The organism is Herbidospora solisilvae, assembly GCF_009901565.1.
In the GTDB taxonomy this organism is placed as follows: domain Bacteria; phylum Actinomycetota; class Actinomycetes; order Streptosporangiales; family Streptosporangiaceae; genus Herbidospora; species Herbidospora solisilvae.
On sequence record NZ_WXEW01000001.1, the window covers coordinates 1186368 to 1209353 of the forward strand.

Here is a 22986-nt window from a genome sequence, read left to right on the forward strand (position 1 = left end):
CTCCTTCAGAGGACGCGGCTGATGAACGCGCGGGTGCGTTCGTGCTGGGGGTGGTCGATGACCTGGCCGGGCGGGCCGTGCTCGACGACACGGCCCTCGTCGAGGAAGACGACGGTGTCGGCGGCCTCCCGGGCGAAGCCGATCTCGTGCGTGACGACGACCATGGTCGTGCCCGACCGCGCCAGGTCGCGCATGACGTCGAGGACCTCGCCGACCAGTTCGGGGTCGAGGGCGGAGGTGGGCTCGTCGAACAGCACGACCTTCGGGTCGAGGGCCAGGGCGCGGGCGATGGCGACCCGCTGGCGCTGGCCGCCGGAGAGCGTGCCCGGGTAGGCGTCGGCCTTGTCGGCCAGGCCCACCCGCAGGAGCAGGCGGGTGACGGTCTCGGCGACCTCGGCCTTCGGGCGGCGCTGGGCCGACAGGGGCGCCTCGGCGACGTTCTCCCGGACGGTCAGGTGCGGGAACAGGTTGAAGTTCTGGAAGACGAAGCCGATCTTCGTCCGCTGCCGGAGGATCTCGCGTTCGGGCAGTTCGTGCAGGACGTCGCCGGAGCGCCGGTAGCCGACGAGCTCGCCGTCGACGGCGACCGTGCCGGCGTCGACCTTCTCCAGGTGGTTGACGGTCCGGAGCAGGGTCGACTTGCCCGAGCCCGACGGGCCCAGGACCACCGCGACCTCGCCGGGGGCGACCTTCAGGCTGACGCCGCGCAGCACGTGCAGGGCGCCGAAGCTCTTGTGCACCCCGTCGATCTCGATCATTACCGGCCTCGTCCGTAGTGGCGTTCGATGTAGTGCTGGACCACCGACATGACCGTGGTCAGCGCCAGATACCAGAGGGCGGCGACCAGCAGCAGCGCGACCACGCGGCCGTTGCGCATGTAGATGACCTGGACCTGGTAGAAGAGCTCGGGCAGGGCCATGATGTAGACCACCGAGGTGCCCTTGACCAGGCCGATGATCTCGTTGCCGGCGTTCGGCACGATGCTCCGCATGGCCTGCGGCAGGATGATCCGGAAGAACCGCCGCACCCGGGGGATGCCCAGCGCGGCGGCGGCCTCCCGCTGGCCCGGGTCGACGGCGAGCAGCCCGCCGCGCACGATCTCGGCGGCATAGGCGCCCTGGTGCAGCGCCAGCCCGAGGGCGGCGGCGGTGACCGGCCCGATCAGGTCCATCGTGCCCACGGAGAAGAACGAGGGCCCGAACGGGATCCCGAACGACAGGCGCGGATAGAGCAGCGCCAGGTTGTACCAGAACAGCAACTGGAGGATCAGCGGCACGGCCCGGAACACCCACACGTACCCCCAGGCCACCGACGACAGCAGCGGGTTGGGCGACAGCCGCATCACCGCGAGCACCCCGCCGAGCAGAAAGCCGAAGACGGTGCCGAGGGCGGTCAGCTCCAGCGTGAGCAGCACCGCGCGGAGCACCGAGGGCGCGAAGAGGTACTGGCCGACCACCTCCCATTCCCAGGCCGGGTTGGTGACCAGGGAGTTGGCGGCCATGGCGAGCAGGAGCAGCACCCCGGCGGCGGCGAGCCACCGGAACGGATGCCGGGTGGGCGCCACCTTCGGGCCGGTGGCGTGCCGGACGGCCGGCGCGGTCGTGGTCATGGACTGAAGCTCAGCACGCCGTCCAATTTCCGTCAAGCCCTACTTGTTAAGTAGGTAATTATTCCCTACCATTCCTGTAGGAAAAGTCCGTTCGAGGAGACCTCATGACTCTGCATCTGGCCGCCGCCCTCGACGGCGCCGGGTGGCATCCCGCCGCCTGGCGTGCCGAGGGCGCGAGCCCCGACGCCCTGTTCACCGCCGCCTACTGGACCTACCTGGTCCAGGAGGCCGAACGAGGGCTGCTCGACTTCGTCACCTTCGAGGACACCATCCGGATGCGGACCTGTCCGGGCGACGAGGTGACGGGCCCGCTCGACGCCATGCTCCTGGCCACGGCGACCGCCCCGCTGACGTCCCGGATCGGGCTCGTCCCCGCGGCGAGCGGCGCCGCCGCGGCCGCCGGGCTCGCCGCCCTCGACCGGGCCGGCCCCGGCCGCGCGGGCTGGCACACCTCCGGCGAACTGCGCCCCCGGCTCTCCGGACGCCCCCTGGTGACGACGCTGGCCGGCCCCGGCCTGCCGGTGGAGGTCGCGGCCCGCGCCGCCGACGTCGTGTTCGTCACCCCGCACGACCGCAGGGAGGCCGCCGCGCTGGCCGAGCGGGCCCGGCGGACCGCGCCCGGCGTGACGGTGCTGGCGGACCTGGTCGTGTTCCTGGACGGCAGCGGCCAGAAAGAACGCCTCGACGACCTCGACGGCGCCGCGTTCGACAGCGACGCCCACGTGTACTCGGGCTCGGCGACCGGGCTGGCCCACCTGATCCTGGACTGGCAGGCGGCGGGGGTCGACGGCTTCCGGCTGCGGCCGGGCGTGCTCCCCCACGACCTGCGGTCGATCACCCGCCACCTGGTGCCCGCGCTGCGGGCCAGAGGCGCGTTCCGCTCGGCCTACCCGGTCGGCGACCTGCGAGAACGCTTCACCCGCAGGTACGCGCGGGTGTCCTAGACGAACTCCTGGCGGGGCGGCGCGACCGGCAGCCGCCCCACCTCGGCGGAGACGCCGACGATGCGGGCGCGGGCCTCGGCCACGGCCGAGACGGGGGCGTCGCCGTCGACCGCACCGGCGGCCTCCGACAACGACAGTCCCGCCTCCCGTAGCCGGGCCCGCAGTTCCCCGCTCTCCCGCCCGAGTGCGGCCAGCCGGCCTTCGGCCGTGCCGAGCTCGATGGCCGCCGACAGCACCTGGGCGAGCAACCCGGCCGACGCGCCGCGCCACTCCGCCAGCAGCCGGGTCCTGCGGTTTCGCGCCTCCGCGGGATCGGCGGCGGCGAGGAGGCGCAGCTCACGCGTCAGGGTCCGGGTCGAGGTCACAGGGGACATGGCAGACACAGTTACCCACATTTCCTACAGAGTCAATAGGAAATGTGCGCGAAACATGATCAGGAGCCTGCGGTAACAAACCGCCCATACCGTCCAAACCGCAACACCCGGCTCGTACGAGTAAGGCTCCCTCTTGCGTAACACCGTCGCGTTACTGTCACTGGCCCTCGTGGCCACCTTCGCCGCCGCCCCCGCCTCCGCCTCGGTCGAGGACGACTGGACCGTCGACCGCGTGCCCGGCGGCTACAAGGTCACCCTGAACCTGGACGAGAAGCTCCCGATCGACTCGAGCGCCCCCTCGCTGCTCGCCGACGGGAAGGTGCTCGGCCCCGCCACCGAGTCGGCCGACGGGAAGTCCCTCTTCCTCGTCACCGCCGACCCGGCCGTCGCCTCGGCTGGCGAGATCACCACCGACGTGCTCGACGCGCCCCCAGCCGCGACGGCGCGGGCGGCGGCCACCCTCGCCGAGGTCCAGAAGACCGTGCTCCCGGACGACCCCTCGACGACGGGACCGTTCCAGGTCAAGGAGGGCGTGTACGACTTCGGCGACCAGGCGATCCCGCTGCTCAACATCGGCGGCATCCGCGGCGAGCTCACCGGCAAGATCTACCTGCCGGTCTCCAGCGAGCGGAAGCCCCTCGTGATCTTCCTGCACGGCCGCCACACCTCCTGCTACGGCACCGGGGCCACCAACCCCAATCGCTGGCCGTGCAAGCCGTCGCCCGACAGCACCTCGCAGCGCGCCACGATCCCCAGCTACATCGGCTACGACCTGCCGGCCCGCGCCCTCGCGAGCAACGGCTACGCCGTCGTGTCGATCTCGGCCAACGCGATCAACTCCAACGACAACCAGCTCGCCGCCGACTACGGCGCGCAGGCCCGCGGCCAGCTGATCCTCGACACGCTGACCATGCTGGAGAACGCCGACGACGGCGACCCGGTCGAGTACCACGACGCCTTCACGGGCCGTGACGTCACGCTGGCCCAGGCGCTGACGGGCGCGGTGACCCCGGGCGACCTGAAGCGGGCGTTCGACTTCCAGAACGTCGGCATCATGGGCCACTCGCGGGGTGGCGAGGGCGTGGTCGCGGCGGCCACGCTGAACGACGCGCTGCCGCTCTACCGGCAGTTCGGCATCAAGGCGGTGCTCCCGCTGGCGCCGGTCGACTACGACCGCATCTCGCTGCCCAACACCGTGACGGCCACGATCCTCCCGTACTGCGACGGCGACGTGGAGAACCTCATGGGCCAGCACATCGTGGACGACTCCCGCCACAGCTTCGACGACAACGTGCTGCGCTCGGCCGTGCTGACCCAGGGCGCCAACCACAACTTCTTCAACACGATCTGGACCCCGGGCCTGTTCCCCGCGTCCACCGGCGACGACTGGTCGGTCGGCGGCAGCGGCGCCAACGACCCGGTCTGCAACCCGGCCGCGGCCACCACCCTGCGCCTGACCGCGCCGCAGCAGGAGAAGGTCGGCGCCGTCTACATGGCGGGCTTCTTCCGGCTCGTGCTCGGCGACGAGAAGCGGTTCCTGCCGCTGTTCGACGGCTCGTCCGTCTCGGTCCCGTCGATTCCCTTCGCGGACGTGACCAGCGCCGCCACCCAGCCCGCCGCCTCGCGCACGGACCTGGCGACCTTCGACAAGCCCGAGGCGAACGTCTCGGTGACCGGTGAGGCCGCGCTCTGCTCCAGCATGGGCGGCAACGGCGGCCTCCAGATCCCGCAGGACCAGCCGTTCTGCGCGACCGCGACCAACCAGGCCGCGCTCCCCCACTGGTCGCCCGCGACGTGGGCGTTCAACATCCCGTCGTCGCCGATGATGCGCCTGAAGTCGGGCACCGTGACCGTGGCGACCAGCGCCGACCTGTCCGGGTACGAGCAGCTGTCGGTCAAGGTCGCCGCCGACGAGACCGTGGCCACCTCCACCGACGTCACGATCACCGTCACCGACGGCGCCGGCAAGACCTGGTCGTCGCCGGTCTCGGCGCTCAACTCCCGGGCGGTCACCCGGCTGCCCGGCTCCACCTCGGCCTGGCTGAAGAAGATCATCCTCCAGCAGGTCACCATCCCGCTCAGCACGACGGGCCTGGACCTGAAGGACGTCCGCCAGGTCTCCTTCACCGGTACGGGCGTCTACCTGTCCGACCTGTCGGCCGAGAACCGGGCGGTCGGCGCCCGGGTCCCCAAGCAGCAGGTCGCGGTGGACGTCGCGCCGGCCCGGGTCGACGAAGGTTCCGGCCCGGGCACGGCGTCGATCGCCGTGGCGCTGTCAGCCCCCGCCGACCACGAGGTGACCGGCTACGTCAGCGTCTTCGGCTCGGCCACCGGCCGTGCCGGGATCTCGATGAAGAAGGTCACGTTCGCCCCCGGCCAGACCTGCGTGACGGTCCAGGCGGGCACCCTCGGCGACACGGTCGCGACCGGCACGGCGTCCACGTCGTTCAAGGTCTCGGTCACCAACACGGCCGGCGCGGTCATGGGCGACGGGGGCTTCGGCACCCTGACGGTCCGCGAGGACGACGGCGACGTCACCACCCCCGCCTACGGCAAGCCCGGCGACGCGTGCGCCGAGTACCTCGCCTCGCTCAAGCCGGGCAACCTCATCGTGACGAACGCGGTCGTCGCGGGCGGCTCGAACCCGGTGACGTCGAGCGGCTACCGGGCCGGGGAGAGCGTGCAGTTCACCCTGGACGGCGCGGTCCTCGGCCGCGCGGTCGCCGACGCGTCCGGCACGGTCAGGTTCACCGTGGCCATCCCGGCGGGCACCCCCGCCGGGAAGGTCACGATCAGCGGCGTCGGCGCCGGTTCGGGCTACACCGCCTCGGCGGTGTCCCGGGTCAGGGCCTCCTGAGGACGCAGCACCCGGAACGTCACCTTTCGGGTGACGGTGAACCCGAGTGACTCGTACAACCGGATCGCATTGACGTTGGCGGTGGCGGCGTGCAGGAACGGCCGCTCGCCCCGGGCGCGAACGCCCGCCACCACCGCCGACACCAGCCGCGACGCCAGACCCCGCCCCCGGTGGGCGGGGTCGGTGCACACGGCGCTGATCTCCGTCCAGCCGGGCACCCTCAACCGCTCCCCCGCCATCGCGATCAGCCTGCCCTCCTCGCGGAGGCCCAGGTAGACGCCCATCTCGATGGTCCGGGAGGCGAACGGGCCCGGCTGGGTGCGCGTCACCAGGTCGAGCATCTCCGGCACGTCGCCCGGCCCCAGGACGCTCAGCTCCGGATCGGCGGCCCCGGCCACGGCCGAGCCCTCCATCTGGACGCCGGGAAGCTCCAGGAACGTCTCCCAGCCGTCGCCCGCCTCGCCCCGGACGGTCGTCAGCACCTGGCCGTCGAGGTCGGCCCAGTCGCCGGGCCCGAAGGCGTCGGGCACCGCCGCGAACGGCGAAACGTCGATGGGATAACGCCTGGTCCGGCCGCTGACGACGGCGAAGTGGGCGTGCGGGCCGGTCAGGGCGGCCCAGACGGGGTTGGCGAGGATGTCGGTTTCCACCGCTCCATAATGGCCTGATGAGGCCCTACGACCATCTGGCGGGCGACCCCGTGCTCGCGCGCCTGATCGGCGAGGTGGGCGAACCCGACCCGTTCGCGTGGTTCAGCTTCGAGCGGTTCGGCCCGACGAACTTCTCCGGCATGGTCCTCCACATCGTCAGCCAGCAGATCTCCACGGCCGTGGCGTTCGTGTTCTTCGACCGGATCAAGGCCGCGGCCGGCGGCTTCCCCACGCCGGAGGCGATCCTGGCCATGGGCGCCGAGCGCCTGCGGGAGTGCGGCCTCTCGGGGGCGAAGGCGGCCTACCTGCTCGACCTGGCCCACCGGCAGGCCGGCGGCCTGCTCGACCTCGAAGACCTGGCCGGCCTCGACGACGGCGAGGTGGTCAAGACGCTCACCGAGGTGAAGGGCGTCGGCGTGTGGACCGCGCAGTCGTTCCTCATCGCCCAGCTCCACCGGCCCGACGTGCTGCCGGCCGGCGACCAGGGCATCAGGCGGGCCGTCGAGCGGGCCTGGCAGCTGGAGGGGCTGCCCTCCGTCGCGGAGGTGCAGGCCAGGGGGCTGCCGTGGGCTCCCTATCGGACGTACGCCGCCGCCCTGCTGTGGCGGTTCTTCTACGGGGAGTGAACCAGGCCCCACTCGTGGGACAGGGCCGAGTAGGTCACGACGTCGTGCCAGCGCCCCTGGGTGCGGAACACCTGGCGGAGGGTGGCCTCCGGCCGGAGCCCCGCGTCGAGCATGATGCGTTCCATCAGCACCTGGTCGCGGCGGTGGCCGGCCCAGATGCGGTGGATGCCGAGGTGGGTGAAGGCGTAGTCGATGAGCAGGCGGCCCGCCTGGGCGCCGCGGCCCTGGATCGGCGAGCCGGGCAGCAGCACCAGACCGGTGATCATGGCGCTGCTGCCGTAGTCCTCCAGCAGCAGCCCGATCAGCCCGTGGACGGCCTCGCCGTCGGGTTCGGTGATGGCGAGGGTGATGCGCCGGTCGGAGCGCAGCCCGGCCAGGAAGGTGGCCCGCGCCCGGTCCTCGTCCATGCGGTCGACGCCCAGGTAGCGGGTGAGGACGGCGCTCGTGTAGACCTGCGTGTAGACCTTCAGGTCGCCGGGCCGCAGGCTGCGGAGGCGGACGTCGCGTCCGCACAGATCGATCATCGGAGGAGTCTTCCCAGGTCGAAGTGTGATGTCATGATCACGGAGCGTAGCAAATGCCGTGATCATGCTATGGCGATCACCGGGCCGTGGTGGTTCCCTGGGAGGCATGACCTACCTCACCGTCTACGGCGAAGACGCCGAACTGCTCCAGCGGACCGAGAACCCGGCCGAGATCGCCGCCACCTTGGCTGAGATCGGCGTCCGCCTGCGCCACTGGGACCTCGTGGCGACCGGCCCGTCCGCCGACGACGTGCTGGCGGCCTACGCCGAGCAGATCGCCAAGGTCAACGCCGAGGAGAGCTACACGTTCGTCGACGTCGTCCAGCTCGGCCCCGACGCCGACCCGGAGGTCGCGGCCGGGGCACGGGCGAAGTTCCTGAACGAGCACACCCACGACGACGACGAGGTCCGTTTCTTCGCCCGCGGCGCCGGGATCTTCTACCTGCACGTGGACGGAAAGGTGCACGCCGTGCTCTGCGAGGCGGGCGACCTGCTGAGCGTGCCGGCCAAGACCACCCACTGGTTCGACATGGGCACCCGCCCCGACTTCTGCGCGGTCCGCTTCTTCCACGACGACGACGGCTGGGTCGGCGACTTCACCGGCGACGCCATCTCCTCGCGCATCCCCGACTTCGACACGATCACCGCCGGGCGTTAGCGGTCTCCTCCTGGCTCCTGGACGCGAACTCGAACTCCTCGCGGGGCCGGGCCAGCGCGCCCAGGGCGACGACCTCGCGCTTGAAGAACAGCGCCAGCGTCCAGTCCATCAGGATGCGGGCCTTCCGGTTGAGGGTCGGCATCCGGGTCAGGTGGTAGGTCCGGTGCATGAACCAGGCCGGGAATCCGCGCACCTGGACGCCGTACACGTTCGCGACCCCCTTGTGGAGCCCGAGCGAGGCGACCGAGCCCACGTTCTTGTGCCGGTAGAGGGTGCGCCTGCCGCCGCGGATGGTCGCGATCAGGTTGTCGGCGAGCCGCCTGCTCTGCCTGACGGCGTGCTGGGCGTTCGGCGGGCAGTACTCGCCTGGCCGGGTCAGGTCGGGGACCGCTGCGGAGTCCCCGGCCGCGAAGGCGAAGTCGGTGCCCTCGACCAGGAGTTCCGCCGAGGTGGCCACCCGGCCCCGGTTGCCCGTGGGCAGGTGCCGGGCCAGCGGGTTGGCCTTCACCCCGGCCGTCCAGACCAGCGTCTCGCAGGGGATCGACTCGCCGTCGTCGAGCACCACGACGTCGTGCTCGATCGACTTGACCCGGGTGTCCAGCCGCACGTCGATGCCGCGCTTACGCAGCTCGTCGGTGGTCCACCGGCCCAGCTCCGGGCCGACCTCGGGCAGGATGTGGTCGCTGGCCTCGACCAGGATCCAGCGCATCGAGTCGCGGCTGATGCCGTGGAAGTGGCGGCACGCGTCGGCCGCCATGTCCTCCAGCTCGGCCAGCGCCTCCACCCCGGCATAGCCGCCGCCGACGAAGACGAAGGTGAGCGCGCGGGCCCGCACGTCCGGATCGTCGGTCGAGGAGGCGGTGTCGAGTTTGCCCAGGATGTGGTTGCGCAGGTGGGTGGCCTCTTCGACGGTCTTGAAGCCGATGCCGTTCTCGGCCAGGCCGGGGATCGGCAGCGTCTTGGTGATCGATCCGGGGCAGAAGACCAGGTAGTCGTAGTCGAGCACCCGCTCAGGCCCTTCCATGGGCGCGAACCGGGCCGTCTTCGCGGCCAGGTCGATGTCGCAGACGCGGCCGCTGAGGATCCGGCAGCGGGGCAGCACGCGGCGCAGCGACACGACCACGTGCCGGGGCTCCAGGCTGCCCGCCGCCGCCTCGGGGAGGAACGGCTGATAGGTCATGTACGAGTCGAGGTCGGCGACGGTGATGCCGACGGTGCCCTGTTTGAGCTCCCTGCGCAGCTTGCGCTGGAGCCGGAGGGCGACGTACATGCCGACGTTCCCCCCGCCGACCACCAGAATTCTGGATGAAGGGGTCATTTCAGACCCGTACCCCACCTCAGAGGGGGAAACGCATCACCACGGTCGAGCCGGTCTCCCCGGTCACCACGCGCATGTCGCTGCTGAGCCGCCGGGCCACCCACAGGCCCATCCCGCTCGTCGCGTTCTCACGCGGCGGGGTGAAGCCCGGGGGCGACTCGGGCGACAGATGCCAGTGCCGGCCCTCGTCGTGGACGTCGGCGACGAGGAGACCGGGCTCGAACGAAATCTTCAGCCGCGCCTTCGTGGCGCCGTGGGTGACGGCGTTGGTGGTCACCTCGTTGAGGGCGACGAGGAAGTCGTTCACCCGGTCTTCCGGCATCCCCCCACGGCGGGCCAGCGCAGCCGCGAACTCCCGCACGTCGGGCAGATCGGCGAGGGAGAAGGTGATCTCCTTCGCGGCACCCGGTGCGGGAGGCGGCGCGACGCCGTCCTCGTTCACCCGCTAACGCCTTCCAGTAGTGGCGGCACTCCGAAGAAAGATACCCCGGGTCATCGCGGCAGGTTGCCCGATATCCCGGGGAATCGGGTCGAAAACCGCCATTAGGCGACAAGCTCCGCACGCAACTGGTCGAGAACCTTCCGCAGAATCCGCGAAACATGCATCTGGGAGATGTCGAACTCGGCGGCGATCTCCGCCTGCGTCATGTTGCCATAGAACCGTAGCAGCAGGATGTTCTTCTCCCGCTCCGGCAGCTCGTCGATGAGCGGCTTGACCGCCTCGCGGTCGATGAGGGTGGCCAGGCTGTCGTCGCTGTCGGGGATCACGTCACCCAGGGCGGCCGCGTCGTCGTCGGCGCCCATCGGCGCGTCGAGCGAGAGCGTGCTGTACGCCGACGAGGCGTCCAGCGTGAGCAGCATGTCCTCCTCGGAGATGCCCATGCGCTCGGCCAGCTCGGCGACGGTCGGGAACCGGCCGTTCTCCTGGGTCATGTCGGCGACCAGGCGGTTGAGCTCCGACCGGCGCTCCTGGTAGATGCGGGGGACGCGCACGGCCCAGGTGCGGTCGCGGAAGTGCCGCTTGACCTCACCGGTCATGGTGACCATGGCGTAGCCGCGGAAGCTGTGGCCGAGGGTGGGGTCGAAGCCGTTGATCGCCTTCATCAGCCCGACGTACGCGGCCTGGAGGAGGTCTTCCATCGGCTCGCCCCGGTGGAGGTAACGCCGGGCGATGTCGCGGGCCATCGGGCGGTGCATCTCGACGATGATCTCGCGCAGCCGGGCGGCGCGCTCGTCGGTGGTGCCGGGCTCGTTCAGTTCGACGAGCAGGTCTTCGGCGGTGACTTCGTTCGACATCAGGTCGGCAGACATGTCGCTGTCTCCTCAGGGGAAAACGCGAGACCCCTGAAAACGCGGCAAGGCCCACGCAGACAGACGTCTCGCACAAGAAAACGAGACGAAGCCCTCTGCTGGACCTCTTCCGCCATAATGCCCCGAATCGGGGCGTTACACAACTCCCCGGGGAACAGTAAGGTTGCGTCGAAGGAGGCGAGGCGGTGGCAACCCTGACGATGCGCTCGAGTGCCGTGGCAGATTTCGTGGTGATCCACATCGACGGGATCCTCGACGCCACCACACGGGAGCAGTTCTCCGACCACCTCGACGCGGTCGCCGACGACCACGGGCCCGACATGATCCTCGATCTGGGCGGCGTGACGTTCATGGACTCACGGGCGCTGGGACTGATCGTGCACCACTGGCAGCGGTCGACCGCGGCGGGTGGTCACTTCGCGCTGGTCAACGTGCAATATCCGGCGTCGAAGGTGATGTGGGTGACCGGCCTCGCGCAGCGGCTGCCCATGTTCGACACCGTCGACGAGGCCGTGGCGGCCGTCTAGTTTTTGGCGTTCTTCTGCTGGTGCTCGGTGACCAGCAGCTTCGCCAGGTCGGCGACCTTGACCTGGTGGTGCTGGGAGATGCGGCGCAGCTCGTCGAAGGCCTCCTCGGGGCTGCAGCCGCTGGCCTGCATGATGATGCCCTTGGCCTGGTCGATCAGGGCCCGGCCGGCCATCGCCTCCTGCATCTGGGCCGCGCCGGTCAGCACGTCGTCGAACTCCCAGATGTTGGCCAGCGCGACCGTGACCTGCTCGCGCAGCAGCTCGGTCAGCGCCACGTGGTCGGCGAACACGCCCGGCCGCACCCCGTAGAGTCCGATGACCACGATCGCGCCGTCGACCTCGACGGGCAGCACGAGGATCGAGCGCACCCCGTGACGGACGGCCGCGGCGGCGTAGCGGGGCCAGCGCTGATCGCGCATCACGTCGGCCACCACGATCGGCCGGCCGCTGCGCAGGGCCTCCCGCGAGGGGCCCTCGCGCAGGTCGCGCTCCCGGTCGCTGACGGCGATGAGTTCGCTGTGGGAGGACGCCAGCAGCACCCGGTCGTCCATCCAGAGCTCGGCGGTGCCGCCCGCGCAGCCGGGCACGCCCCTGGCGATCGCCTCGGTCACCCCGCGGAGCACGCTCTCGGCGGAGGTTCCCTCGGTGACCCGTCCGAGGGCGGCGAGATCACGGGCGAGAATGGGAATCACAGGGAAGACCATTCCCCTAGTTTGAGGTCTAATCATCCGATGACGGATGCGAGAGGGAGCACACACCGGTGACCGACCTGGAGCGGCGGCTGGGCGAGTTCGCGGCGCGCGTCGCCGAGCTGCCCGGCAGCCACGAGCTCGAGACCGCCGAAGGGCTCGTCCGCGACGCCCTGGCCGAGCTGGCCAAGGCGAAGCGGCGGCGTGACGGCGGCCCTCAGCGTGAGCAGAAACTGCTCCGGCAGATCTTCCGCACCCTCCCGATCCCGGTGATCGTGATGGACACCGGCGGGACCGTCCGCCGGATCAACAACGAGACCACCCGGCTGCTCGGCAGCCCGGCCGGATACCTGATCGGCCGCGCGTTCCCGCTGCTCATCGAGTCGTCCCGGCGGGCCGCCTTCCGGGGGAGGTTCGCCGAGGCGCTGCGCAGCGAGGAGAGCACGACCTTCGAGACGCGGCTGGCCCACCAGGGCCGGGCCCACACGGTCCGGATGGTGCTGAGCCGCCTGCGCATGCCCGGCGAGCCGCAGGAGATGGTCGCCGCCGTCGCCCTGCCCACCGACGTGCAGCTCACCGGCCCCGACAGCGGCAAGGACACGCCCGACGAGTCGCTGTTCCTGGAGGCCGCCCGCCGCCACGAGCTGTCGGCCCAGCTCACCCGGCTGCTGCTCGACGACGAGAGCCTCCGCGAGCCGGTCGCGCTGATCCGCGCGGCCCGGCTGCTGGCCGCCGAGACGGCCGACTGGGTGATCGCCGACATGGTCCGCGACGGCGGCCTCCACCGCGCCGCCGTGATCGCGCCGTCGACCCAGCCGGTCGCCAAGCTCCAGCGGGCGATCGAGTCCCGCGACCCGGCCGAGGCGCCGCTGGTCGCCCGGGTGCTGGCCACCCGCAGCGGGGTCGTGCACGAGATGCTCACCGACGACAGCCTGCTCGGCGCCGACGTGCTCACCCAGATGAAAGCCGGCTCGCTGCTCTCGGTCCCCATCCAGGCCGACGACGAGACGGCGGGGGTGCTGACCCTCGTACGGCTGAGAGACCGCCAGCCCTTCGGCCTGGCCGATCTGGGGCTCCTGGAGGAGATCGGCACCCACCTGGGGCTGGCCCTGCGGGCCCAGCGCAGCTTCCAGCGCAGCTCCAACGCCGCCGACGCGCTGCGCAGCGGCGTGCTCCCCCGGTCGCTGCCCGAGGTCGCCGGTTTCGAGACGGCCGCGATCTACCACCCGGGTTCGGCCATGCGGGCGATCGGCGGCGAGTTCTACGACGTCTTCCCGATGAAGGGCGGCTGGGGCTTCGTCATCGGCGGCGCGGCCGGGCGCGGCGAGGAGGCCGCCTCGGTGACCTCGCTGGTCCGCAACGGCGTCCGGGTGCTGAGCGCCTTCGAGCGCGACCCCGGAGAGGCCCTGCGCAAGGTCAACGACGCCCTGCTGGCCCAGCACACCGGCCTGTTCGTGATGGCCGCCGCCGGGTTCGTGCGCGGCCGGAAGGTGCGCCTGGCCTCCGCCGGGCACCACCCCGCCGCGCTGCTCCAGCCCGACGGCGGGGTGCGCTTCACCGAGGGCGGCGGGGTGCCCCTCGGCTTCGAGGAGGGCGCCGTGCCGGCCACCGAGGAACTGACCCTGACCTCGGGAGAGACGCTGGTGCTCTACTCCGACGGCCTGGTCGGCACCCGCAGCTCGGCCGGCGAGAACTACGGCGAGGCGCGGCTGACCGAAGTGCTCGCGCGGTGCGTCAACCAGCCGCCCTCGGCGGTGGTGAAGGCGATCGAGGAGGACCACCGCGCCTTCTGCGACGACGAGGTCGTCGACGAGGTCACGGTTCTCACCCTGCGCCGTTCCCGCTAGCCTTGCCTGGTGCAGCCCGGTGACCACAGGTCCGTCGCCTATTCCGACGAGGCCGAGTTGGAGCCCGTGCTGGCCCCCTTCATCGCCGAAGGGCTGGCCGGCGCGGACAAGGTGCTGTATTTGACCGACGTGACCCACCCGGCCGTCGTCACGGGGCTGCTGCGCGGCTGGGGCGTCGACACCGCCGGGGCGGTCGCCTCCGGGCGGCTCGACATCCGCCGGCTTGAGGCGTTCGACCCGGGCGCGATGGTCGCCGACGTCGCCGCCGAGGCCGAACAGGCCAGGTCAGAGGGCTATCGGGCGCTGCGGGTGACCGGCGAGATGAGCTGGGCCGTGCGGGTCGGCACCGACCGGCTGGCCGAGTTCGAGGCCGGCATCCAGCGCGTCTACGACACCGGCGCGGCGCTCGGGGTGTGCCAGTTCGACAAGCGGCTGTTCGCGCCCGGCCTGCTGGCCGACCTGCTCCGGCACCACCGGGCCGACGACGGCGACCTGCTGCTCGAAACGGCCCTGCTGCGCATCCGGCGGACCTTCGCGCCCGACGGCATCCAGGTCGAGGGAGAGATCGACGCGACCTCCGCGGCCGATCTGGCCCGCCAGCTCTCCGAGGCGACCGGCGTCGTTCCGGGAGATCTTCATGTCGACCTCCACGGCGTCACGTTCATCGACCTGGCCGGGCTGCGGGCCCTCGTCGACACCGCCAAAAGCCTGGGTGACCAGCGCGAACTCGTGCTCGGGCCGGTGCCCGACCACGTCAACCACCTGATGCGGCTGATCGGCTGGCACACCGCGCCGGGCCTCCGCATCGATTTCTGATTCAGCTGAAAACTTGCGTTTAAAGCTCTTCGGTGTACGGTAAAGAGCACAACACAGTTCGTGCCTAAGACGCAGGCACACCCCTTTCATCGCGCTTATCGCCATGAGGTGTGCCATGCATATCGCCATCGTCGCCACGAACAACCTCTCCGTCACCGCCCCCGCCGTCGCCCGTGAACTGGGCCGGGGCCACGAGGTCACCGTCTACACGCGGGACGACGCCGAGATCAAGGGCGTCCGGGTCGAGCGGGTGCCCGCCGGTCCCGACAAGGACCTGTCCGAGAGCGACCTGCTCCCCTACATCTCCGACTTCAGCGACGGCCTCAAGCGGCGCTGGCGGGCCGAGCGCCCCGACGTGATCCACGCCCACTCCTGGACCGGCGGCCTCGCGGCCATCGCCGGGTCCGACGGGCTCGACGTCCCGGTGACCCAGACCTTCCACCACGACGACCGGCCCTCGGCCCAGGTCCTGCGCCTGGAGCGGGCGATCGGCCGCCGGGCCCGCGCGGTGATCGCCGCCTGCGCCGGCGAGGAGTCGCAGCTCATCCAGCTCGGCGTGCCGCGCCGGAACATCTCGATCGTGCCCGGCGGCGTCGACGTCGAGCGGTTCCGCCGCCAGGGCCCGGCCTTCCCGCGCGACGGCCGCCCGCGCCTGCTCCACGTGGGCGCCACCGGCGCCGGCGCGGTCGTGAACGCGCTGACCACCATCCCCGACGCCGAGCTGGTCGTGGCCGGCGGCGACGACCCGGTGCTGGAGCGGCTGCGCATGCTGGCCCGCGCCCGCGGCGTCGAAGACCGGCTCACCCTGCTCGGCGAGGTGCCCCACAACGCGATGCCGAAGCTGATCCGCAGCGTCGACGTGGCCCTGTCGCTCCAGCCGACCGTGCCGACCGGCACCGCCGCCCTGGAGATCATGGCCTGCGGCGTCCCGGTGATCGCCTCGGCGACCGGAGCCCACCTCGACTCGGTCGTCGACGGCGTGACCGGCTTCCTGGTCCGCCGCCCCGCCGAGGTGACGGCCCGGATCCGCGACCTGCTGGGCGACCGCACCCTGCGGTCGGCCCTCGGCTACGCTGGCGCCGACCGCGCCCGCTCCCGCTACTCGCTGGAGCGGGTCAGCCAGGAGCTCCTGCGCGTCTACGAGAGCGCCTGCGCCTGAAGCCCTCTCCCCTGAGGGAACAACCCGAGTGCCCGCGATGCTCCGGCCATCGCGGGCACTCGGCCGTTGTTCTCCTTTTCCGTTACGGCTCCGCCTGCCCGGCACCGCCCGCCGCCCCCGGCACCCGCCGCGACCGGCGCTCCTCAGCCGCTCCGGCAGCCGCCGTGACGAACCCTCGACGGCCTCTCACAATCTGCGGGCCTTCAGCGACAGGTGCAACAGCAGGCGGTCCTGGCCGTCGGAGAGGTTCTTGCCGGTGAACTCGGCGGCGCGGCCCAGGCGGTAGTAGAGGGTCTGGCGGTGGATGCCCAGGGCGGCGGCGGTCTGCTGCACGTGGGCCGCCCTGTCGAGGTAGGTCTCCAGGGTGGTGGCCAGTTCCTCCGGGAGGGCGGCCGACTCGCCCGCCAGTTCCGCGAGCTCGTGGTGGGGCAATCGCACCAGGTAGCGGTAGACGCCCAGCTCCGACCAGTGGGCGACGGCCTCTCCCGTCTTCTCGGCCACGCGCAACGCGTTGAGCGCCTCGCGCCAGCTCTCCCAGGCGTCCTCCGGGTCCTGGCGGGGGTCGCCGGCGCCGACCGGGACGCCGTACATGGCGTTCAGGCGGGTGGCCGCCTCGCGGGCGCGGACCGGCGGGGCCAGGAACGCCGGGTGGGCGCCCGCCTGGCCGGTCAGCACGTCGCGCGGCAGCGACCAGGAGACGGGCACCTCGGCCGGGCCGGCCGCCACGGCCAGGGCCACCAGCGGGCCCTCGATGCCCCGGGCGGCCTCGGCGCGGGCCTGCGGGTTCGGGGAGAACAGGTCGTCGAGGGGGGCGCGGCGGATCTGGGCCTCGTGTGCCAGAGCGGCCGCCAGCCGGGCGAACAGCGGCTCGGCCCGGTCGAGCAGGCTGTCGGGCAGTTTGCCGCTGTCCAGCAGCCACAGGTAGCCGTAGGTGACGCCCTTGTGCCGCAGCGGGACGCAGACGCGGGCCAGGAAGCCGGGGGCCTCGGGGATGCGGACCGGATGGTCCGCCGCGGCGATCCCGTAGGCCTCGAAGTGGGCCCGGGTCGCGGCGGTGGCGCGGCGGCGGAGGATGGACTCCTGGCGGACCTCGTCGACGACGCCGCTCTGCACGCCGTAGGCCACCAGCTCGAAGGCGCGGTCCTCGACCGTGACGGAGGCGTCGAGCAGGCGGGCGATCTCGTCGACCAGGTCTTGCATGAGGACATTATTGTGCATTTGTCTGAAGAGACTTGGCCGGATGTCCGTGGAAGGGTACTTTCCGGGCGAATTACGCTGTGTGCATGCTCGGTTCCACGCTCCTCGCCGTGTCGAGGAATCCGCTCGCGCGCAAGGCCGTCACGGCCCTGCCGCCCACCCGGCGCGTCGTCGACCGGTTCGTCGCCGGAGAGGCCACCGCCGACGCCGTGGCCGCGGCCGACCGGCTCACCCGGTCGGGGCTCATGGTCACCATCGACCACCTGGGCGAGGAGGTGCGCGACACCGACGCCGCCGTGGCGACCACGAAGGCGTACGTGGAACTGCTCGGCGCCCTCGCCCCGCTGGGGCTGGGACACCGCGCCGAGGTGTCGGTGAAGCTGTCGGCCGTCGGGCAGGCGCTCGACGACGCGATGGCCCTCGAACACGCCCGGGAGATCTGCGAGGCCGCGCTCTCCGCCGGGGCGACCGTCACCCTCGACATGGAGGACCACACCACGGTCGACTCCACCCTGGGCATCCTGCGCGACCTGCGGGCCGACTTCTCCGACGTCGGGGTGGCCGTCCAGGCCTACCTGTTCCGGAGCGAGGCCGACTGCCACGACCTGCGCGACTCGCGGGTCAGGCTGGTGAAGGGCGCCTACCGCGAGCCGGCGTCGGTGGCGTACCAGAAGAAGAACGACGTCGACCTGGCCTACGTGCGCTGTCTGAAGGTGCTGATGGCCGGCGCCGGGCACCCCATGGTCGCCACCCACGACGACCGGCTGATCTCCATCGCCGAACTGCTCGCCGACCGGCACGACCGGCCCCGCGACACCTACGAGTACCAGATGCTCTACGGCATCCGCACCGACAAACAGCAGGCGCTCGCCAACTCGGGCGCCCTGGTCCGCGTGTACGTGCCCTACGGCGACGACTGGTACGGCTACTTCATGCGCCGCCTGGCCGAACGACCGGCCAACGTGGCCTTCTTCCTGCGTTCCCTTGGGGTTGGCACCCTCCCGCTGGTGAACAAGCGGGATTCCAACTCATCTCACACTGGACGGAGGACGAGTTGAGGTTCGCGGTTCCCAGGCCCGGTCTTCCGGTCGCCTCCCCGCGCATTCACCGCATGCCCTGCGGCGATGACCTCGATGTTCTTGGCCGCGTTCACATCAGCGTTGCCGGCATGGCCGCAGGATCGGCAGCGGAAGGCAGCTTGGCTCTCGCGTGCCTTTCCATCGACGACCCCGCAAACCGAACAACGCTGACTCGTGAACGCGGGATTCACCTTGATGACGCGGCCTGGCGCTTTGTCCTCCAGCCGCATGACGAGTCGGCCCCAGGAGGCGGAGAGAATACTCCGGTTGAGCCCCGCCTTCTGGCGGACATTTCGCCCGGGCGCTTCGATAGTCCCCCGAGCCGAGCGAGTCATATTCCCGATCCTCAGATCTTCGACGCCGATCACATCGAAACGGCGGGCAAGGCTGGTGGTGACCTTTTCGACCCAGTCTTTGCGCCTGGCGGTCTCACCGGCCCTCAACCTGCCGATCGCGGTCCTGACGTCGTCACGCCGCTTGGAACCCTTACGCGCACGGGCCAATTGTCGGATCAGCTTGAGCAGCCGGGCTCGCTCAACCGCCCGAAGAGTAGGGACCCTGAGCAGTTCACCCGTGGACAGCGCGGCACTGACGGCCACACCCCGGTCCACGCCGACGACTTCGCCACTGCACGGCCTGGCGATGGGCTCCGGGGCGACGGCGAAGGCAACGAACCATCGTCCCAATTGATCGCGATTGACGCGGAAGGACTTGGCGCCGTCGGGCACGGCCCTGGACCATCGGAAGCGGACCCAGCCGACCTTGGGAATCTTGACCTCTCCGACGTTTCGGGACAGGCGACGCACGTCCTCCTTCTTGAAGGCGACGATTCGAAATCCTTCGTTCTGTCCACGCCGCCGGAAAGTCGGCTTCCGATGGGTCCTGGCGAAGAATTGCGCCATGGCACGCGCGAAATCCTTAAGCGCCTGCTGCTGAACAATTGCCGATCCGGCGCGAAGCCAGGCGTACTCGGCTCTCGCTTCGGTCAGTTGGCGGCACTGCTCCGCGAATCCCGGCGCGGGTCCTCTTCCCGGCTTCCAGAACGAGCTCTGCTCGGCCGCAAGGTTCCATACGAAACGTGCGTGCCTGCAATGTTCCAGCAGCGCCGCCGCCTGTACCTGCGTCGGCTGAAGCCGATAGCGGGACATGGCAAAAAGTTTAGCGTCGCGCATCGGGAAAAACCGGAGAACAACGCGCTGCTCCGCGTCGCGCACTTCCCGCATCCCGAACTGCGAGGCATTCACACTGGAGGATTTCGATGATGGACGCCGTCTCCACGGTCCCGGCCCCGGTCAACGAGCCGGTCCGGTCCTACGGTCCCGGCAGCGCCGACCGCGCCATGCTGGAGGGGCGGCTGAAGGAACTGGCCGCCACGAGCATCGACCTGCCGATGACGATCGGCGGCGAACGCCGCATGGCGGGCGGGGCGCCCATCCCCGTCGTTCAGCCGCACAACCACGCCTCGGTGCTCGGCACCACCAACGACGCCACCCCCGCCGACGTCCAGGCGGCCGTCTCGACGGCCCTGGCGGCGGCCCCGGCGTGGCGGGCGCTGAGCTTCGACGAGCGGGCGGCGATCTTCCTGCGCGCGGCCGAGCTGCTGGCCGGGCCGTGGCGGGCGACCCTGAACGCCGCGACCATCCTCGGGCAGTCGAAGTCGGCCCAGCAGGCCGAGATCGACGCGGCCTGTGAGCTGATCGATTTCCTGCGGTTCAACGTGGCGTTCGCCCGGCAGCTCCTCACCGAGCAGCCCGTCTCCTCCCCCGGTGTGTGGAACCGGATGGAGTACCGGCCGCTTGAGGGCTTCGTGCTGGCGATCACGCCGTTCAACTTCACCGCCATCGCCGGGAACCTGCCCGCCTCGGTGGCGCTGATGGGCAACGTGGTGGTCTGGAAGCCGTCGCCCACGCAGCAGTTCGCCGCCCACTTCACGATGGCGCTGCTGGAGGAGGCCGGCCTGCCGCCGGGTGTGATCAACCTGGTGACCGGAAACGGCTCGGCGGTGTCGGAGGTGGCGATGACCCACCCGGCGCTGGCGGGCGTGCACTTCACCGGCTCGACCGCGACCTTCCAGCACCTGTGGGCGACGGTCGGTGCCAACATCGGGCGCTACCACGCCTATCCGCGCCTGGTCGGCGAGACCGGCGGCAAGGACTTCGTGCTGGCCCATCCCTCGGCCGACCCGGCGGCGCTGACGACGGCGCTGATCAGGGGCGCGTTCGAGTACCAGGGCCAGAAGTGCTCGGCGGCGTCGCGGGCCTACGTGCCGCGTGCGATGTGGAACTCGATGAAGGACGACTTCGTCTCCCTGGCCGAGTCGCTGACCGTGGGCGACGTGGCGGGCGACCTGTCGACGTTCATGGGCGCCGTGATCGACGCCCGCGCGTTCGCCAAGCACAAGGCGGCGATCGACCGGGCCCGCGCGGCCGACAACATCGCCGTCCTGACGGGCTCCTACGACGACTCCACCGGCTACTTCGTGAAGCCGACCGTCCTGGAGTGCGGCGACCCGACCGACGAGATCTTCACGACCGAGTACTTCGGCCCGATCCTCGCCGTCCACGTCTACGACGACTTCGAGGCCACCCTGGGCCAGCTGGAGTCGGCCACGCCGTACGCCCTGACCGGCGCGCTGATCGCGCGCGACCGCTACGCCATCGCGTCGGCCTCGGAGAAGCTCCGGTACGCCGCCGGCAACTTCTACGTGAACGACAAGCCGACCGGCGCCGTGGTCGGCCAGCAGCCGTTCGGCGGCGCGCGGGCCTCGGGCACCAACGACAAGGCGGGCTCGATCCTCAACCTGATCCGCTGGGTCAACGCCCGGACGATCAAGGAAACGTTCGTGCCACCGGTGGTCGTGCCGCCCTACCGCGGCGACATCCCCCAGTCCGGCTGGCAGCAGCCGGAGCTCTGACGGCAGACTGTCGGGGTGATCAGGTACGGAGCCGTCGAAGCGGGCGGTACGAAATGGGTGTGCGCGCTCGCCGACACCGACGGAAACATCGTGGCCACCGAGGTGGTCCCGACGACGACCCCCGAGGAGACGATCCCGGCCGCGGTCGGCTTCTTCCGGCGTCATCCCGCCCCGGCGGCGGTCGGCGTCGCCACGTTCGGCCCGGTCGACCTGTCGACCGGGCACATCACGGCCACGCCCAAGCCGGGCTGGTCGGGGGCCGACGTGGTGACGCCGTTCCGTGAGGGGCTGGGCGTCCCGGTCGGGCTCGACACCGACGTCAACGGGGCGGCGATCGGCGAATGGCGCTACGGCGCGGGGCGGGGGCTGCACACGCTGGCCTACATGACGGTCGGCACCGGCATCGGGGTCGGCGTCGTCGTCGACGGCCGGCCGCTGCACGGGCGCACCCATCCCGAGGCGGGGCACATGCTGGTCCCCCACGACACCAAGCGCGACCCCTTCCCGGGGGCGTGCCCGTTCCACGGCGACTGCCTCGAAGGGCTCGCGTCCGGAACGTCGATGCGGCAGCGCTGGGGACGTCCCGCGCAGGAGCTCGGCGACGGCGAGCCGTGGGAGCTGGAGGCCGACTATCTGGCGAAGGCCGTCCACAACCTGGCCTCGTCCCTCTCCCCCCAGGCCGTGATCATCGGCGGCGGGGTCGGCGGGCGGCCGGGGCTGCTCGACCTCGTGCGGGCCCGTGCGGCCGAGCTGGCCGGCGGCTATCCGCTCGACACGCTCATCACCGCGCCGGGGCTGGGGAACCTGTCGGGGGTGACGGGCGCGGCCGAACTGGCCCGCCAGGCGCTGAACGCTACCTGAGGACGGGCGACCCGGCGGTGACCTCGGCCCACCTGCGGCCGAGGCCCCACGTGTCGCCCGCGTCGCCGGCGGCCAGCCCGATCAGGACGATCGCGTAGACGAGGTGGTCGTCCAGGAACGGGTTGGTCGCGATGGGCAGCGCGGCGCCCCACATCATGACCAGCATGACCGTCCCGGCGCCGGCCGCGATCCGCATTCCGACGCCGAGGATCAGGGCCGCCCCGACGCCGAGCAGCCCGGCCATGAACAACACGTCCACCCACCAGTGCCCGGCCAGCGCGCCGTAGAGCCCGCCGAGCGGGCCGTCGGCGGCGCCCTTCAGGAAGCCGGTCGTCGGGCTGCCGCCGTTGAGCCACGACCGCTCCCCCGGGGTCGCGAAGCCGAGGCCGAGCAGCTTGTCGAGGAAGGCCCAGAGGAACACCCAGCCAAGGGCGATCCGAGCGACGGCCCAGACGTGGCCGGCGCGGACGATGGGGGTCATGGGGGCTCCTTCTGCACGGGGTGATCTCGGTTCCCTCATCACACGCGTTCGCGGGCCGGGACGGCAGAGCACGAGGACCCGTGGGAGAAGGACCTTCGGCCCGCCCGGCGGGGTCCATCGGCCGTGTCGGAGGGCCCGCGCGGCCGCCACAGTGGAGGCCATGAGCACCCTGCGCACCCTCACCGCCGACGAATGCCTCGCCCTGATCGCCCCCGGGGGCGTCGGCCGGATCGCCTTCACCGGCGCTCACGGGCCGGCCATCCTCCCGGTCAACTACCGTCTCGACGACGGCCGTATCGTCTTCCGCACCCGCACCGGCGGCGCCATGGACGACGACCTGCGCACGAACATCGACGACCTGGAGATCGTGGTCGCCTTCGAGGTCGACGCGATCGACCCGGAGCGTCAGGAGGGGTGGAGCGTGCTGGTCCAGGGCCCCTGCCGGCACGCGGCGGGCGAGCCGGGCGGCTCGTGGGTCGAGGGCCGCGACCACCTGATCACCATCAGGCCGCAGCGTGTCACCGGGCGGCGGCTGGAGGCCTGAC

At 71.2% G+C, this 22986-nt stretch carries 24 protein-coding genes; 12 read left to right on the forward strand and 12 right to left on the reverse strand.

Annotated elements, in window-relative coordinates; translation table 11 throughout:
- Positions 1-5 precede the first annotated feature (5 nt).
- Positions 6-758 (reverse strand): amino acid ABC transporter ATP-binding protein, encoded by a 753-nt coding sequence (locus GT755_RS04980; protein WP_161478475.1) that lies wholly within the window; start codon positions 756-758, stop codon positions 6-8.
- Positions 758-1609 carry an amino acid ABC transporter permease gene (locus tag GT755_RS04985; RefSeq protein ID WP_161478476.1) on the reverse strand — a complete coding sequence of 284 codons (852 nt, stop codon included), beginning with the start codon at positions 1607-1609 and terminating at the stop codon, positions 758-760. Before GT755_RS04985 ends, GT755_RS04980 begins: the two co-directional genes overlap by 1 nt.
- 104 nt (positions 1610-1713) lie before the next feature.
- Between GT755_RS04985 and GT755_RS04990 the strand changes: the two genes are divergently transcribed.
- Entirely contained in the window at positions 1714-2553 is an 840-nt protein-coding gene (locus GT755_RS04990) for an LLM class oxidoreductase (RefSeq protein ID WP_161478477.1), read from the forward strand.
- Here the strand turns inward: GT755_RS04990 and GT755_RS04995 are convergent.
- Positions 2550-2927 (reverse strand): hypothetical protein, encoded by a 378-nt coding sequence (locus GT755_RS04995; protein WP_161478478.1) that lies wholly within the window; start codon positions 2925-2927, stop codon positions 2550-2552. The two genes, GT755_RS04990 and GT755_RS04995, sit on opposite strands and share 4 nt — an antisense overlap.
- A gap of 133 nt (positions 2928-3060) precedes the next feature.
- On the opposite strand from GT755_RS04995, the gene GT755_RS05000 reads away from it, so the two are divergent.
- A complete protein-coding gene (locus tag GT755_RS05000; RefSeq protein ID WP_161478479.1) occupies positions 3061-5784 on the forward strand; it encodes an alpha/beta hydrolase in 2724 nt (907 codons plus the stop codon).
- Here the strand turns inward: GT755_RS05000 and GT755_RS05005 are convergent.
- A complete protein-coding gene (locus GT755_RS05005) occupies positions 5745-6434 on the reverse strand; it encodes a GNAT family N-acetyltransferase (protein WP_161478480.1) in 690 nt (229 codons plus the stop codon). The genes GT755_RS05000 and GT755_RS05005 overlap by 40 nt on opposite strands.
- Positions 6435-6451: 17 nt before the next feature.
- On the opposite strand from GT755_RS05005, the gene GT755_RS05010 reads away from it, so the two are divergent.
- Positions 6452-7060: a DNA-3-methyladenine glycosylase family protein gene (locus tag GT755_RS05010; protein WP_161478481.1), complete on the forward strand. Its 609-nt coding sequence runs from the start codon at positions 6452-6454 to the stop codon at positions 7058-7060.
- Here the strand turns inward: GT755_RS05010 and GT755_RS05015 are convergent.
- Positions 7048-7584: a GNAT family N-acetyltransferase gene (locus tag GT755_RS05015; RefSeq protein WP_161478482.1), complete on the reverse strand. Its 537-nt coding sequence runs from the start codon at positions 7582-7584 to the stop codon at positions 7048-7050. The genes GT755_RS05010 and GT755_RS05015 overlap by 13 nt on opposite strands.
- A gap of 106 nt (positions 7585-7690) precedes the next feature.
- On the opposite strand from GT755_RS05015, the gene GT755_RS05020 reads away from it, so the two are divergent.
- On the forward strand, positions 7691-8242 hold the full coding sequence (locus GT755_RS05020; RefSeq protein ID WP_161478483.1) for a 1,2-dihydroxy-3-keto-5-methylthiopentene dioxygenase: 552 nt from the start codon (positions 7691-7693) through the stop codon (positions 8240-8242).
- On the opposite strand, the gene GT755_RS05025 is transcribed toward GT755_RS05020, so the two are convergent.
- From GT755_RS05025 to GT755_RS05035, 3 genes are all read right to left on the reverse strand, one after another.
- Complete coding sequence (locus tag GT755_RS05025; protein ID WP_161478484.1) at positions 8226-9560, reverse strand: NAD(P)/FAD-dependent oxidoreductase; 1335 nt, start codon at positions 9558-9560, stop codon at positions 8226-8228. The two genes, GT755_RS05020 and GT755_RS05025, sit on opposite strands and share 17 nt — an antisense overlap.
- A gap of 19 nt (positions 9561-9579) precedes the next feature.
- Positions 9580-10002, reverse strand: coding sequence for an ATP-binding protein (locus GT755_RS05030; protein WP_161478485.1), 423 nt, complete (start codon positions 10000-10002; stop codon positions 9580-9582).
- A 101-nt stretch (positions 10003-10103) separates the two neighbouring features.
- Positions 10104-10871: a SigB/SigF/SigG family RNA polymerase sigma factor gene (locus tag GT755_RS05035; RefSeq protein ID WP_030450169.1), complete on the reverse strand. Its 768-nt coding sequence runs from the start codon at positions 10869-10871 to the stop codon at positions 10104-10106.
- Positions 10872-11056: 185 nt separating this feature from the next.
- Here GT755_RS05035 and GT755_RS05040 point away from each other — a divergent pair, with 185 nt between their 5' ends.
- A complete protein-coding gene (locus GT755_RS05040; RefSeq protein ID WP_285580048.1) occupies positions 11057-11398 on the forward strand; it encodes an STAS domain-containing protein in 342 nt (113 codons plus the stop codon).
- Here GT755_RS05040 and GT755_RS05045 read toward each other — a convergent pair.
- Positions 11395-12090, reverse strand: coding sequence for a GAF and ANTAR domain-containing protein (locus tag GT755_RS05045; protein WP_231515257.1), 696 nt, complete (start codon positions 12088-12090; stop codon positions 11395-11397). The two genes, GT755_RS05040 and GT755_RS05045, sit on opposite strands and share 4 nt — an antisense overlap.
- Before the next feature lie 68 nt (positions 12091-12158).
- Between GT755_RS05045 and GT755_RS05050 the strand changes: the two genes are divergently transcribed.
- The 3 genes from GT755_RS05050 (at position 12159) to GT755_RS05060 (ending at position 15909) form a co-directional block, all read left to right on the forward strand.
- A complete protein-coding gene (locus GT755_RS05050) occupies positions 12159-13934 on the forward strand; it encodes a SpoIIE family protein phosphatase (RefSeq protein WP_161478486.1) in 1776 nt (591 codons plus the stop codon).
- Positions 13935-13943: 9 nt separating this feature from the next.
- Positions 13944-14750: an MEDS domain-containing protein gene (locus GT755_RS05055; RefSeq protein ID WP_161478487.1), complete on the forward strand. Its 807-nt coding sequence runs from the start codon at positions 13944-13946 to the stop codon at positions 14748-14750.
- A 115-nt stretch (positions 14751-14865) separates the two neighbouring features.
- The gene (locus tag GT755_RS05060) at positions 14866-15909 is read left to right on the forward strand and encodes a glycosyltransferase (protein WP_161478488.1); all 1044 of its coding nucleotides are present in this window, start codon (positions 14866-14868) and stop codon (positions 15907-15909) included.
- Positions 15910-16095: 186 nt separating this feature from the next.
- Here GT755_RS05060 and GT755_RS05065 read toward each other — a convergent pair whose 3' ends face one another.
- Complete coding sequence (locus tag GT755_RS05065; protein WP_235965809.1) at positions 16096-17109, reverse strand: PucR family transcriptional regulator; 1014 nt, start codon at positions 17107-17109, stop codon at positions 16096-16098.
- 83 nt (positions 17110-17192) lie between these two features.
- On the opposite strand from GT755_RS05065, the gene GT755_RS05070 reads away from it, so the two are divergent.
- A complete protein-coding gene (locus GT755_RS05070) occupies positions 17193-18164 on the forward strand; it encodes a proline dehydrogenase family protein (RefSeq protein ID WP_161478490.1) in 972 nt (323 codons plus the stop codon).
- Here the strand turns inward: GT755_RS05070 and GT755_RS05075 are convergent.
- On the reverse strand, positions 18140-19399 hold the full coding sequence (locus GT755_RS05075; RefSeq protein WP_202609582.1) for an RNA-guided endonuclease InsQ/TnpB family protein: 1260 nt from the start codon (positions 19397-19399) through the stop codon (positions 18140-18142). The two genes, GT755_RS05070 and GT755_RS05075, sit on opposite strands and share 25 nt — an antisense overlap.
- 47 nt (positions 19400-19446) lie before the next feature.
- Here GT755_RS05075 and pruA point away from each other — a divergent pair, with 47 nt between their 5' ends.
- Positions 19447-21099 carry an L-glutamate gamma-semialdehyde dehydrogenase gene (gene pruA / locus GT755_RS05080; RefSeq protein WP_161478491.1) on the forward strand — a complete coding sequence of 551 codons (1653 nt, stop codon included), beginning with the start codon at positions 19447-19449 and terminating at the stop codon, positions 21097-21099.
- A 15-nt stretch (positions 21100-21114) separates the two neighbouring features.
- A complete protein-coding gene (locus GT755_RS05085) occupies positions 21115-21960 on the forward strand; it encodes an ROK family protein (protein ID WP_202609583.1) in 846 nt (281 codons plus the stop codon).
- Here the strand turns inward: GT755_RS05085 and GT755_RS05090 are convergent.
- Positions 21953-22441, reverse strand: coding sequence for a DoxX family membrane protein (locus GT755_RS05090; protein ID WP_235965810.1), 489 nt, complete (start codon positions 22439-22441; stop codon positions 21953-21955). The genes GT755_RS05085 and GT755_RS05090 overlap by 8 nt on opposite strands.
- A gap of 160 nt (positions 22442-22601) precedes the next feature.
- On the opposite strand from GT755_RS05090, the gene GT755_RS05095 reads away from it, so the two are divergent.
- Complete coding sequence (locus tag GT755_RS05095; protein ID WP_235965812.1) at positions 22602-22985, forward strand: pyridoxamine 5'-phosphate oxidase family protein; 384 nt, start codon at positions 22602-22604, stop codon at positions 22983-22985.
- Position 22986: the final 1 nt, after the last annotated feature.